The sequence below is a fragment of the Acinetobacter sp. 251-1 genome, assembly GCF_030329305.1.
Taxonomy (GTDB): Bacteria; Pseudomonadota; Gammaproteobacteria; order Pseudomonadales; family Moraxellaceae; genus Acinetobacter; species Acinetobacter piscicola_A.
Genome location: NZ_JACANS010000001.1, coordinates 91780 through 104969, shown reverse-complemented (window position 1 = coordinate 104969; position 13190 = coordinate 91780). Strand labels below are relative to the sequence as shown.

Here is a 13190-nt window from a genome sequence, read left to right as displayed (position 1 = left end):
CTGTCCTAAAATTTTAAGCATTAAAGTGGAGATTATACGATAAAACCAACAAGGGAACATTTGATAATGTTCTTTTGATGAAAATTATCTGTCAGGATAAATTTTTTGGTGTCAAAATGCGCAATGTTTTAGGAAGATAAATCATGCGCAGAAGAAAAAAAGCCATGATTTCATCTTATTCCATTGCTTTAAGACGTTGAATAATATTGTTATAAGAGTCTTGTGTTTTTTGATAATTATTTTGCAAGGTTTCAATGTTTTTCTTGGTTTGATTGATTCGATCACTGTTGTATTGGATCGATTGTTTTAAATGAAGAGGTACAGAGGTTCCTTTACGAAAATGTTCCATTTCCTGTCTTTTAAGTAAAATACGGTCATTTTGTAACTGTTTCACTTGAGCTTGTTGCATTGAGATTTGTTTTTTTATACTTGCTAATTGTTCATCACGTTTATTGATCGCCACTGAGCTATTGCTATATGCACGTTTAAGGCGCGCATTTTGCTCATACTGTTTGGCTTGTGCAGCTCGCGAGGTAGATTGTTGAGCATCTTTTTCGGCATTATAAGGACGATTAAGACGAATGACTTGCATATTTGCATCTAGAGCTTCATAGCCATGACGAATATGTGCAGGCGTGACTGTACTACTAATATTAGCAACACCTTTATCATAATAACGATACCAAACTGCTTTGGGTTGTGCATCTGTAGCAAAGCATAAGGTTGATAGTAAGATGTTTAGAACCCCGATCACAAGTGTTTGAAAAAATACTGTGGAGTACTTTTTAGATCGCACCTGCCAAGACCAAGTCTGCAGCATGATTAATTCCCCAAATAAAGCAGAATGTAGCTCAATAATTATTTTTAATTACGTTAAAACTAGACGATAATTTGCGATCTATTTTAAGAATATATAAGTTTCTTAATCAACTGTAAATCTGCTTTTAACGCTGTTTTATAGCGCTTTTAAACATGATTCCTAAGTTTATTCGAAATCTTGATTGATAAAGTGAGCAAATGCATGTTAAATAAGGATGATAAATTTCAAAAAATAAATGTATTCGGAACGTCAAATTCTGAATTTATGGGGAAGGGCATTAAATGGAAGAAAAGTTCCAAAATTTAAAAGTCATGGTTATCGATGATTCTAAAACGATCCGTCGAACGGCTGAAACACTATTGCAGCGTGAAGGATGTGAAGTTATCACTGCAGTAGATGGATTTGAAGCACTTTCAAAAATTGCTGATGCAAATCCTGATATTGTTTTTGTCGATATTATGATGCCTCGATTAGATGGTTATCAAACTTGTGCTCTTATTAAAAATTCTCAGAGTTATCAAAACATTCCTGTGATTATGCTGTCAAGTAAAGACGGTTTGTTTGACCAAGCAAAAGGAAAGGTCGTAGGATCGGATGAGTATTTAACTAAACCATTTAGTAAAGATGAATTATTAAATGCTATTCGGAAACATGTTTAATTTTAAATTCTGAATGGGGAAATAAGATGGCAAAAATTTTAATCGTAGACGACTCTCCTACAGAGATGTATCGTTTTAAAGAAATTTTAAGTCGGCATGGCTATGATGTTCTAGAAGCCAATAATGGTGCTGATGGGGTCACGTTAACACAAGCTGAACAGCCAGATTTGGTTTTGATGGATGTTGTGATGCCGGGTGTAAATGGCTTTCAGGCGACACGTCAAATCGCACGCGGTGCAACAACAAAGCATATTCCTGTGGTGATTGTCAGTACCAAAGATCAAGATACTGACCGTGTTTGGGGAAAACGCCAAGGTGCATGTGATTATTTAACCAAACCAATTGATGAGAATGTCTTAATCAATGTGATTAAACAGCATCTCACTACGGGATAATTATGGCAGCAAATGGATTTATCGAATTACTTCGACTGTCAAAACGTGGAAATCAAAACTACGTTGATAAAGAAAGTGAAGTAAATAGATGGTCAGGCATTGCATTTGAAATGATGGGGCAATATTTTGTTGCTCCACTAGGTGAAGTGACCGAAGTGATTTACCCACCTAAATGTACAGCAGTTCCAAACGTACAAAATTGGGTAAAAGGACTTGCAAATATTCGGGGACGTTTACTGTCAGTATCAGATTTAACCTATTTTATTTCTGGACAAAGAAGTCAGTTTACACCAACACAAAAAGTTTTATGCATTAGCCATAATGATCATTATGTCGGTTTGATTGTAGATCAAGTTTTGGGGATTCAACATTTCAATAAAAAAAGTTTTTTTTCAGAAAACAAAAATTTAGAAAAGAAGCTAAAAACATACTGTCAAGGGTATTTTCAACAGCATAATCGTGCGTGGAATATATTTTTGTTCAGCCAATTGTTGAGTGATCCTAAATACATGAATGCATCGGAAAAATTTAAATAAACGAGTTTCTACGCTCAATGTTAGGTTAAGCGTTTCGGGGAGAAGCTGAATGGGCTTTAAGCTAAAAAAGAAAAATACATCTGAAAATACGCAGAAAAATAATCCAATTGCAGCATCAAAGTTGCAAACGCAATTGGATCAGTTTTCCAAGTTATTCGGCGACAGTGATAAATCGAAACCATATCTGATTACAGCTTTGGTGACCATCATTGTCGCTGTAATTTGTTTGCTTACATTATTGTATAATGTTCCACGAAACAATGACTTAACACGTAGTATTGGTGAGTTAAAGTTACTTTCTCAAACCATGTCTCGTCAGGCGACAGAGGCAACGGCTTCTGGTAAAGAAGATACGATTAAAGATCTTGTTGCATCGCAAAAGAAATTTGATGAAAACTTGGAAATTGTTAAAGATATTCACTCATCAAATGCGGACATGAAAAAAGTAGAAAAACTTTGGTCAGAAGTCTCAGCAGATATCAGTTTAATTGCATCTGAACAAAAAGTAATTAATCAATTATATGATACTAACGTTACCATGAGTGATGTTATTCCTGGAATTCAGGCAGAATACAACTTAATGGTGAACCAAATGGCACGTGAAAATATGCCAAGTTCACAGGTGGTGTTGGCGAAAAACCAAGTGTTTATCGCCGAACGTATTTTACGTTCTATTTCATCAGTTTTAAGTGGTTCTGAAAATGCGCGTGCATCGGCAGATGACTTTAATGCTGATACCGAAACATTTGGTGCATATCTTGATGCTCAACTTAAAGGCAGTGCAGAGCTTGGTGTAACACGTATTGATCAACCTTCTATGCGTGAGTCATTACAAAGTATTCAGTCTGATTATAATGATGTCTTAAAATCTGCATCAGATAGTATTTTAAAGAACTCTTCAAAAATTGTAAAAGTACGTCAAGCATCGACGAATATTTTTGCTAAATCTGATCAGCTGTTAAAAGATTTAAATAATCTCAGCAGTAGCTCTTGGGCAACGACGGTTATTCCTGGCGTATTATTAGTGATCATGCTTGGTATTTTCTTGTTCTCTGTATTCAAACTTTTAACTTTACGTGGTGAAGCTGATAAAGTTCGTGTAACTCGTTTACAAGATGAGTATGACCGTAACCAAAATGCAATTTTACGTTTACTTGATGAGATTGCTGACTTAGCGGATGGTGACTTGAGTTCGTATGCAACAGTATCGGAAGACTTTACGGGTGCAATTGCCGACTCGATTAACTTTGCAATCGACCAATTACGTGACCTTGTATCGCGAATCAATGAAACGTCTCAAGAAGTTGCAAGCTATACCCAAAACACTCAGTTGATTACTAACCAGTTGGCTGAGGCATCTGAGCATCAGGCGCAAGAAATTGCAGGTGCGTCTACCGCAATTAATGAAATCGCACAATCGATTGAGCACGTATCTGCCAATGCGACTGAATCAGCAGACGTAGCACAACGTTCGGTACAAATTGCATCGAATGGAGCGGAAGTGGTAAACCGTTCAATCGAAGGTATGGATACGATTCGTGAACAGATTCAAGAAACGTCTAAACGTATTAAACGTTTGGGTGAATCATCACAAGAGATTGGTAACATTGTCTCTTTGATTAACGATATTGCCGATCAAACGAATATCTTGGCATTGAATGCTGCAATTCAGGCATCGATGGCAGGTGAAGCAGGTCGAGGTTTCGCAGTCGTAGCCGATGAGGTACAACGTCTTGCAGAACGTTCAGCTTCAGCAACTAAACAGATTGAAACACTGGTAAAAACCATTCAAACAGATACCAATGAAGCGGTAATCTCAATGGAGCAAACCACTTCGGAAGTTGTACGTGGTGCGCATTTGGCAAAAGATGCCGGTGTTGCCTTGGATGAAATTCAAAGCGTATCAAGCAGCTTGGCAAAATTGATTGAAAACATTTCTGACTCAGCAAAACTACAGTCAGCGTCAGCAGGTCATATTGCAAATACGATGAATATTGTACAAGAGATTACATCGCAAACGACCACTGCGACGTTTGATACAGCACGTTCGGTATCAGAGTTAGCAAGTATGGCAGACTCGTTACGTCAATCTGTATCTGACTTTAAATTACCAGAGCAATAATTTAGCAACCCAAAGAGTACTGTGTAAAAGTATTCTTTGGGTATTAATCACGCTTAGATCACTTAATTTATTGTTAATAAAATTAAGCTGTTGATAGGTTTTAGTCCCTCTAAGGAACTATGATAGAAGCCTGAGCTATGAAAAAAATATTAAAAGATTTAGTTGAAAATATAAATCTTCCCCAAGACGAATTTGTGGACCAAGATCCTGAAATTTTAGAAATCTTTGTGGAAGAGATCGAAGAGATCATCGAAAATGTTCAGCCGTTGTTAACACAATGGTTAAGTGAACCGTCAGATGCAGAACTTTTGACTGTAATTCGCCGTAATTTCCATACTTTGAAAGGGTCTGGTCGTATGGTGGGCGCAAAGTCATCAGGTGAGTTGGCTTGGACGGTTGAAGATACATTAAATCGTGTGATTGCTAAAAGTTTGAGTTTATCTCAACCATTACAGCAATATGTCAATGCGGTATTTAATATTTATAAATTTAAGCTGCATGATGATTTTGCCAAAGCACAAGCGCATCAGTTAGATTTAAGACCTTTGGTTTTGTTGGGACAACAGATTCAACAAAATCTGAGTATTGAGCCAGCACTTGAAGAATTACTTGCACTTTCAGCGCAATTAAATAGTGCAGATGTTTTGACAGGCTTAGAATATTCTACAACCGATGATGCGGCTGAGGTTATAGCACAAGCAAAACCAACGACTGCTATGGTAGAGCCTGTAACTCCTGAAAGTCCTGTGACTATGCCAGAACAACCAGAAGTTATTTCGTCTGAAAAAACTTCACTTGAGAATCACAAGGAGGCGGTTGACGAAGCTGAGGATCGTCGATTTCTGGCCGAGACTATTGCAATCTTTATTGAAGAGTCTGAAGAACATCTGGCGTCAATTGACACGTTCTTAAGCATTGAACAGCATACCCCAGATCACTATAACCGCTTGATTCGTGCATTACACACCTTGCGTGGTAGTTCAGCGATGGCGCATGTGGATGATGTATTTCATGCGAGTAGTAAAGTTGAACAATTATTTAAAATTTTGTTAAAAGACGATACACAGCATAGCACCAATGAAAATGCACTTTTAATACATTATACTGAATTTGTTCGAGATTATTTGCATACACTGGTGCAAGAAAATAGTTCAGAACAACAAAAAGTTATTTGTCAAAAGTTTAATGATGCTTGGGAACGTTATGATTTCCAAACTGAATATTTAGAAAGTAATGAGCATCAGCAAGATCTCGTTTCTCAACTGGTTGACTTAAATATTGAGCATTTGCTTGATGCTGAATTTGATTTTGATCAAAAAGCCAAAGTTGAATATCCAGCATATTTTGAAAGCTTAATGCGTGAAGCTGATGTATTAATTGAACATACAGACAACCGCGCAGCACAAGGTATTCATGATATTAGCTTGGCATTAAAAGTTGCTTATGAACATATATTGGCTGATCAACGTTTACTGAATACAGATTATGTATTTGAGCTGTTTAATCAAGCACATCAAGAGTTTATTCATCTATTTGATGCATTAGCATCTGGTCAACGCGTCGTTTTAAATGAAAATGGTCAACATGTTTTAGAACAATTGTATGACTATGTTATACAAGACATTGAACAGATTGAAGCTGTGGATTCTGCACAGACAGAGTCACTTGAAACTGTAGATTTGGAAACGATCACTCTTCCTGAAACTGCAGCGACAGCTGAATTTAATAGCAATCAAATCTTTAATCTGATTGCAAAAGATCAGCAATATTTACATTCTGCCGATAGTTTTAAAGACTTTGATGCTGAGGTCTTGGATATTTTCCTTGAAGAAGCAGATGAGCTGTTGGTGGGGATTGATCAGGATTTAACGGTATGGTTCTCTGATACCCAAAATCTGACGTCATTAAATAATTTGATGCGTTATTTGCATACCTTAAAGGGTGGTGCGAATATGGTACAAGCAGAGCATATTGGTCTGATTGCCCATCATTTAGAATCAATTTATGAACGAATTATTAAGCAACAAATTCCTGTAAATGCGGCGTTGATGCAAACCATTCGTATGGTTCAGGATGAAATTGCAGAACGTATTCAAGTGATTCGTGAACAAGGGATTGATTATCCAGCTGTTCATCTTTTAGGTCTTTTGCAAGCCATTGAAAAGCAACAGCCGATCAAACTTGCATTCGATACATCGGATGAGCCTTCTGCCGTTGCAGAGCCTGAACATGTAGGGCAGTCTGATTCTATTCAGCAATTTGAAGCACAGGCGCCAGTTGATGAAATGGGAGCTGTCGCTGCGATACAAAATAATTCTTCAGTCGAAAATGTGGCACAAGATGCTTTTGCAGAAGAAGCTGAAGAATTATTGGCACGTGCTGATGATATTTTAGATCAATGGTTTGATGAGCGTAGTAGTCGTAGTCTATTATTGCAATTACAACGTATTGCCCACACTTTAAAAGGTGGTGCAAAAATGGTTGGTTATACACAAATATCTGATATTGCATATGAATTAGAAAATACATTTGAACGTTTTGGTTTGCATAATTTCAACTCAAATGCTTATGATCAGTTATTGAGTAAAGCATTTAATTGGTTGAAAAATGCCATTTTGTCGAATAATTATGAGCATTTTGATTCGATCAAAACGGGTCTTAAAAATATTCAGTATGTTGATGTATCGGCACAATTACCTGAAAAAATAATTAGCAATGATATCTTTTGGGATAATCAGAGCGTTGAGTTTATTCAAGGTGATGGTACTGAACCACCATCAATGTTGGGTGAATGGGGGCAAGTTGAGCAAGTTGAAAACAGCAATGAGATGATTCGTATCTCGGCAGACTTGATTGAAAAAATGATCGATTTGTCGGGTGAGAACTCAATTAACCGTTCACGTATTGAAATGGATTTGGGGCAGTTTGGTAATACGCTGTCGGAAATGGAATTGGCGATTCAACGTTTGGCAGATCAGTTACGCCGAATGGAAGGGGAATTAGAGTCACAAATTATTGCTAAGCATGGTGATTCAAATTCACGTTATGCTGATTTTGATCCACTTGAAATGGACCAATATTCTTCTTTAAATCAGTTATCTAAGTCACTTGCCGAATCTGCATCGGACTTGGTGGATTTTAAGAGCACATTGGCTGAAAAAATTCGTGATACAGAAGGTTTATTGTTACAACAAGCACGTATTCAAGCTGAAATTCAAGAAGGTTTAATGCGTACTCGTTTGGTACCATTTACCCGCTTATTACCACGTTTACAACGTTTGGTACGTCAAACGGCTTCAAGTTTAAATCGACCAACAGAGCTGATTGTACATAATACAGAAGGTGAATTGGATCGTAATATTCTTGAAAAGCTCATGTCTCCATTAGAACACATGTTACGTAATGCAATTGACCATGGTATTGAAGAAACGTCTATTCGCGAGCAATGTAATAAGCCTGCAACAGGACGCATTGAGCTGAATATTAGTCGTCAAGGTACAGATGTCTTGGTTGAGTTTAAGGATGATGGAAAGGGAATTGATCCGAAAATCATCAAAGCCAAAGCATTGCAAAATGGTTTGATTCAAGCTGATCAAAGCGTGTCTGATGAAGAAATATTGCAATATATTTTTCATCATGGCTTCAGTACTGCGCAACAAGTTACTCAGATTTCTGGGCGTGGTGTTGGATTGGATGTGGTACAAAGTGAAATTAAGTCACTTGGTGGGCAAGTCTCAGTGTCTTCGGTACTTGGTCAAGGTTCAACTTTTACCATTCGTGTGCCAACTACTGTTGCAGTGAGTGATGCCTTGATGGTGAAAGTGGGTGATCAGCAATTTGCTGTACCATTATCGCAAATTGATCGTATTGTACGTATTGCACCAAGTACCTTGGAAGAATATTTCCATAGTAATAAAGAAGACTTTGTCATCGATCAGCAACGCTATAACTTGCGTTATATGGCTGAGTTTGTGGCACACCAACCGATGCCACGTTTCTCTGGTATTGCCCACTCTTTACCTGTGTTACTCATTAAAAATAACAGTGGTAAAAATACAGCATTATTGGTCGATCAGTTGATTGGTTCACGCTCACAGATTGTTGTAAAACCAATTGGCAAGCAGTTTACGTCAATTGGTGCTGTGGCCGGTGCAACAATTTTGGGTGATGGTCAAGTCTGTTTAATTTTAGATGCACAAAATATTGCACGTCAGGCTTTGAGTAATAAACGTCAAGCAGCGAATGATCAACGAGAGTTAACGCGTCACCGTGATCAGCGTCATTTGGTAATGATTGTGGATGACTCAGTGACAGTACGTAAAGTGACTTCGCGTTTGCTTGAACGTCATAACTTTGATGTCATCACTGCCAAAGATGGTGTAGATGCGATTGAGCAGTTGGAAAATGTCAAACCAGACTTAATGTTGCTTGATATTGAAATGCCACGTATGGATGGTTTTGAGGTGACCAATTGGATTCGCCACCATGAAATTCATCATGAGTTGCCAATCATTATGATTACTTCAAGAACAGGTGAAAAACATCGTGAACGTGCATTTAGTTTAGGTGTGACGAATTATATGGGTAAACCATTCCAAGAAGCTGATTTGTTGGAAAATATTCAGAATTTGTTGGTTGCACAATAAGGAGTAATGATGTCTCAAAATGGCAAAGGATCGATTTTAGATCAAACCAATACGCAGGAGCTTCAGCACCTTATTACGGTATCAACGGGTTTTATTGATGCATATATCATTGATTGTTATGATAAAGCACCAATGTTATTACCACAAAATATTGTCATTTCCGCACTCGATAGTCCAACACAAGTGAAAACAGTAGAGTGGCATGATCACAAATTGCCTGCTTTTCGAGTCAGTGATCCGAATACAGCCTTAGGTGTTGCCTTGGTGGTTGAAGGGGAATCAGCAAATGAGCGTTTTGCATTATTATGTAATGAAATGCCACGTTCGATTCGTTTGCGTATTTCTGAGGTTGTGGATGAAGAAAACCAATCTAAAGATGAAACAATCTTATATATGGTACGGGTCGGCGATGAAAAATTTCATGTCCCTAATTTAGCTAAAATTCAACAAACATTAGGTTTAACGGCCTAAGCTGATAAAATAAGGAATGTCTAGACATTCCTTATTTTTTCTATTTTAAGTCAATAATTGTTCTAAAATTTGTTCATAAATATCGGTCAATGGATCTAATTCATCAATATTTACATGTTCATTAATCTGGTGAATTGTTGCATTTAATACGCCTAATTCAAGAACTTGTGCGCCTGTGGGTGCAATGAAACGACCATCCGAAGTACCACCACTGGTTGAAAGTTCAGCAGTTGTACCTGTGACATTTTTAATTGCTGTTGTTGCCGCATTTACCAACTCACCGACAGGTGTTAAAAATGGTAAACCAGATAAAGTCCATTGTGCTTCATAGTCGACTTGATGACGATCTAATATTTCTAGCACACGGGCTTTTAATTGTTCCGCAGTCACTTCAGTGGAATAACGGAAATTGAAGGTCACTGTCATTGTGCCAGGCACAACATTGGTTGCACCTGTACCCGCTTGAATATTTGAAATTTGGAAAGATGTTGCTGGGAAATATTCATTACCATTGTCCCATACTGTCTCACACATTTCAGCCAATGCTTTTGATGCTGTGTGGATAGGATTAATCGCAAGATGAGGATAAGCAACATGACCTTGCTTACCTTTGACAGTAAGAACGCAGTTTAAAGAACCACGGCGACCATTTTTGATAATGTCCCCTAATGTTGAAGTACTAGAAGGTTCACCGACCAAGCACCATGTCATTTTTTCATGACGTGCTTCAAGGGTCTCAACAACTTTGACTGTACCATTGATCGATGGACCTTCTTCATCTGAGGTAATCAAAAAGGCAATTGAACCTTTATGGTTTGGATGTTTTTTGACAAAGCGTTCAGAAGCAACCACCATTGCAGCTAAAGCGGTTTTCATATCTGCACTGCCACGACCATACAACTTACCATCACGAATTTCTGGTAAAAATGGATCAGATTCCCAAGCATCTAAATGCCCCGTTGGAACAACATCTGTGTGGCCTGCAAAGCAAAAAACAGGTGCTTCTGTACCACGGCGTGCCCATAGATTGTCGACATCCTCAAAGCGCATATGTTCAATGTTGAAACCGACAGCAGCTAAACGCTCAGCCATCATGTTTTGGCAACTATGATCGACTGGTGTGACTGAGGGTTGACGTAAGAGTGCGAGGCTGAGATCCAAAGTGTCTGAGGCATTCATGGTTAAAAATAAAATCTGAAAGGGGAAAGCCTATAATAGAGAAGATCGTTTTGAATGAAAACCAAAAAGCTTTCTGAGTTGAATTTATTCTTTGCTATAAAAATAAAAAAAGCCTTATCAAAAGATAAGGCTTTTTTTATTATTTAAATTAAAGTTTATTTTCGACTTTTTCAGCAGAGTTTGTCACTGCGTTTCCTGCTTTAGATACGTCTTGACCAGCCCCTTTAATGGTATTACAGCCTGTTAAAACAAACGCTAACATAATTGAAGCTGCTAAAACTTTTTTCATCATTGATCTCCAGTTTAAAATTATTCTGATGCCTAGATAGATTAAAAAAATCATATACAGTTGAATATGATTGTTTTATGAGTGCTTGGTTATATTTTGTATATTTTTCGGGTGATTTTTACACTTTTTGCACATGAATATTGAGGATATGAGGTTGACGGTACATATAAAAATCTTGCTGATCCTGATGCTTATATAAACCATTTGTCCACCATATTGCATTATTTGTGCTTTGTGTAATATTTGGACAAATCCATTCGTGGCGTGTTAAGGCATAATATTTTTGCTGTGGAATTGTGCGTCCCCAATGACCGATACGGCGCATCTTATTTATCCAAGTTTCTGTTTTATATGGGAAATAATGATTTGGGTAATATAATTGCCCCTTTAACACGCTAAAGCGTTTTTGAATTTCGTGCGACTGTACAGCGGTGAATTGAAACTGTTTTTCTGTGAAATGTTTGAGTTTTCGCAGCAGCGTATCCTGTCGGTTTAAACCATACCAATGTTGCAGTTGAAAATCTGCCTCAGCTAAATAATATTTTAAAGCGACCTCCCAATGTTCGATTTGTTGAGTATTTTCATTCAAAATTAAGAAGTCAATTTCCCCTAAAGTCCGTTGCCCTTGAAACATTTGAATGCTGTGTCCGAGCAATTTGAAGGCATGAAATCTGTGATCTTTTAACCAAAACCACATCAAATATTCAAAGCGTAAGCCTAAACGTGTGCTTTTCAGTTGTGCGATAAAATAAAGTAATTCTGTGGGATCTCGATCTAATTGTTCAAGACGAGTTTCATATTGTAGATAATGTTGTTGCCAAAAATGATCTGGATGTAATTGAAATGAATGCTGAATCGCTAAATCATTTGGGATTTGCGCAAGAATATTAGGACTTGCAACCACAAATGCTAACTGTCGAACGATCGGTGTTTTAAATTTTAACCAAGGTTCAAAATAACTGATATTGATCGCATTCAAAAGCAATGATCCAAAGAAAGAAAATACAGTGTTTAATCATAAAACATATATACTAACGAAGTTTGAAAAATTGAGTTGATCTATGCGAATTTTGTTTTGGCGTAGCCTGGTGATTATTTTTATTGTCCTTGGCTTTATTGGTGCAATATTGCCAGGTATGCCAACAACAGTTTTTTTAATTTTGGCATTGTGGGCAGCATCAAAAGGTTGGCCACAAGTACATGATTGGTTATTGAATCATCCTAAATACGGTAAAACGTTAAGAGCATGGCGTGAACATGGTACTGTGCCACGCAAAGCAAAATGGTTAGCAAGCCTCATGATGACAGCAAGTGCAATCTTAATGCTATTTACCAATGCGCCTGTAGCGGTCAAAATTTTTACCAATTTAACCATGTTAATTGTGGCAATTTGGCTTTGGACGCGTCCAGAAGAGCAAGTTGAAACATAAATTAAAATTTTAAAATAAAGCGCTCTACAAAATTTCAGTCATTTTAAGGTGCTAAGATGCATTGAAAATAAAAGCTCAAAATAGAATAAAAATTGCCGAATTGTATTTCTAAAGCAAAATAAAAGCTAAAAATCGCAATATTTCAAAACAGGGGAATAAAATAAAGTATGAAAGATTCAATTTAAATCACGATAAATAGATAAATAATAAACAAAAAAGCTCAAAATATATCAAAATGATCTATTTTTTAATCACTCAAACGCAAAAAGTGAAAAACGTGGAGAAAAGCGTTTGACAGTCGGTAAAGATTCTCTATAATGCACCTCACAAACGATGAAGTCGTTAGGGCGCTTAGCTCAGTTGGTAGAGCGTCTGCCTTACAAGCAGAATGTCGGCGGTTCGATCCCGTCAGCGCCCACCAAGCTTTAACGTTGAATTTATAGTGCAGCGGTAGTTCAGTTGGTTAGAATACCGGCCTGTCACGCCGGGGGTCGCGGGTTCGAGTCCCGTCCGCTGCGCCACTTAAGTTCAATAAATCGTTTGTATAGCAATGAAAATTGTTGAAGTGCAGCGGTAGTTCAGTTGGTTAGAATACCGGCCTGTCACGCCGGGGGTCGCGGGTTCGAGTCCCGTCCGCTGCGCC

The 13190-nt window shown here is 37.6% G+C and carries 11 protein-coding genes and 3 tRNA genes; 10 read left to right on the top strand and 4 right to left on the bottom strand.

Annotated features, from left to right (window positions below; all coding sequences use genetic code 11):
* Positions 1–175: 175 nt before the first annotated feature.
* Positions 176–820, bottom strand: coding sequence for a hypothetical protein (locus HX129_RS00505; RefSeq protein WP_286435909.1), 645 nt, complete (start codon positions 818–820; stop codon positions 176–178).
* Between the two features lie 281 nt (positions 821–1101).
* Here HX129_RS00505 and pilG point away from each other — a divergent pair, with 281 nt between their 5' ends.
* The 6 genes from pilG to HX129_RS00475 all read left to right on the top strand — a co-directional run bounded on the left by pilG (position 1102) and on the right by HX129_RS00475 (position 9649).
* Positions 1102–1479 (top strand): twitching motility response regulator PilG, encoded by a 378-nt coding sequence (gene pilG / locus HX129_RS00500; RefSeq protein WP_130073892.1) that lies wholly within the window; start codon positions 1102–1104, stop codon positions 1477–1479.
* Between the two features lie 26 nt (positions 1480–1505).
* Entirely contained in the window at positions 1506–1874 is a 369-nt protein-coding gene (locus HX129_RS00495; RefSeq protein WP_286435907.1) for a response regulator, read from the top strand.
* 2 nt (positions 1875–1876) lie between these two features.
* Positions 1877–2410 carry a chemotaxis protein CheW gene (locus HX129_RS00490; protein WP_130073890.1) on the top strand — a complete coding sequence of 178 codons (534 nt, stop codon included), beginning with the start codon at positions 1877–1879 and terminating at the stop codon, positions 2408–2410.
* Between the two features lie 49 nt (positions 2411–2459).
* Positions 2460–4532, top strand: coding sequence for a methyl-accepting chemotaxis protein (locus HX129_RS00485; protein WP_286435905.1), 2073 nt, complete (start codon positions 2460–2462; stop codon positions 4530–4532).
* Between the two features lie 137 nt (positions 4533–4669).
* Positions 4670–9178 carry an Hpt domain-containing protein gene (locus tag HX129_RS00480; protein WP_286435903.1) on the top strand — a complete coding sequence of 1503 codons (4509 nt, stop codon included), beginning with the start codon at positions 4670–4672 and terminating at the stop codon, positions 9176–9178.
* Positions 9179–9187: 9 nt separating this feature from the next.
* Complete coding sequence (locus HX129_RS00475; protein ID WP_286435901.1) at positions 9188–9649, top strand: hypothetical protein; 462 nt, start codon at positions 9188–9190, stop codon at positions 9647–9649.
* A gap of 45 nt (positions 9650–9694) precedes the next feature.
* Here the strand turns inward: HX129_RS00475 and dapE are convergent, their stop codons facing one another.
* From dapE to HX129_RS00460, 3 genes are all read right to left on the bottom strand, one after another.
* Positions 9695–10828, bottom strand: coding sequence for a succinyl-diaminopimelate desuccinylase (dapE, locus tag HX129_RS00470; RefSeq protein ID WP_130073886.1), 1134 nt, complete (start codon positions 10826–10828; stop codon positions 9695–9697).
* Between the two features lie 148 nt (positions 10829–10976).
* Positions 10977–11117 carry an entericidin A/B family lipoprotein gene (locus HX129_RS00465; protein ID WP_130074048.1) on the bottom strand — a complete coding sequence of 47 codons (141 nt, stop codon included), beginning with the start codon at positions 11115–11117 and terminating at the stop codon, positions 10977–10979.
* Between the two features lie 118 nt (positions 11118–11235).
* The gene (locus HX129_RS00460; protein ID WP_286435897.1) at positions 11236–12102 is read right to left on the bottom strand and encodes a DUF1853 family protein; all 867 of its coding nucleotides are present in this window, start codon (positions 12100–12102) and stop codon (positions 11236–11238) included.
* A gap of 76 nt (positions 12103–12178) precedes the next feature.
* On the opposite strand from HX129_RS00460, the gene HX129_RS00455 reads away from it, so the two are divergent.
* The 4 genes from HX129_RS00455 to HX129_RS00440 all read left to right on the top strand — a co-directional run bounded on the left by HX129_RS00455 (position 12179) and on the right by HX129_RS00440 (position 13188).
* Positions 12179–12547 (top strand): YbaN family protein, encoded by a 369-nt coding sequence (locus HX129_RS00455; RefSeq protein ID WP_286435895.1) that lies wholly within the window; start codon positions 12179–12181, stop codon positions 12545–12547.
* A 345-nt stretch (positions 12548–12892) separates the two neighbouring features.
* Positions 12893–12968: transfer RNA gene (locus tag HX129_RS00450), tRNA-Val, on the top strand.
* A 23-nt stretch (positions 12969–12991) separates the two neighbouring features.
* Positions 12992–13068, top strand: a tRNA-Asp gene (locus tag HX129_RS00445).
* 46 nt (positions 13069–13114) lie between these two features.
* Positions 13115–13188, top strand: a tRNA-Asp gene (locus HX129_RS00440).
* The last annotated feature ends 2 nt before the right edge of the window (positions 13189–13190 follow it).

What these genes read in the sequence shown, in the direction of transcription:
- HX129_RS00505 (WP_286435909.1), bottom strand. Translation starts at nt 820, where the DNA reads ATGCTGCAGACTTGGTCTTGGCAGGTGCGATCTAAAAAGTACTCCACA.
- pilG (WP_130073892.1), top strand. Translation starts at nt 1,102, where the DNA reads ATGGAAGAAAAGTTCCAAAATTTAAAAGTCATGGTTATCGATGATTCT.
- HX129_RS00495 (WP_286435907.1), top strand. Translation starts at nt 1,506, where the DNA reads ATGGCAAAAATTTTAATCGTAGACGACTCTCCTACAGAGATGTATCGT.
- HX129_RS00490 (WP_130073890.1), top strand. Translation starts at nt 1,877, where the DNA reads ATGGCAGCAAATGGATTTATCGAATTACTTCGACTGTCAAAACGTGGA.
- HX129_RS00485 (WP_286435905.1), top strand. Translation starts at nt 2,460, where the DNA reads ATGGGCTTTAAGCTAAAAAAGAAAAATACATCTGAAAATACGCAGAAA.
- HX129_RS00480 (WP_286435903.1), top strand. Translation starts at nt 4,670, where the DNA reads ATGAAAAAAATATTAAAAGATTTAGTTGAAAATATAAATCTTCCCCAA.
- HX129_RS00475 (WP_286435901.1), top strand. Translation starts at nt 9,188, where the DNA reads ATGTCTCAAAATGGCAAAGGATCGATTTTAGATCAAACCAATACGCAG.
- dapE (WP_130073886.1), bottom strand. Translation starts at nt 10,828, where the DNA reads ATGAATGCCTCAGACACTTTGGATCTCAGCCTCGCACTCTTACGTCAA.
- HX129_RS00465 (WP_130074048.1), bottom strand. Translation starts at nt 11,117, where the DNA reads ATGAAAAAAGTTTTAGCAGCTTCAATTATGTTAGCGTTTGTTTTAACA.
- HX129_RS00455 (WP_286435895.1), top strand. Translation starts at nt 12,179, where the DNA reads ATGCGAATTTTGTTTTGGCGTAGCCTGGTGATTATTTTTATTGTCCTT.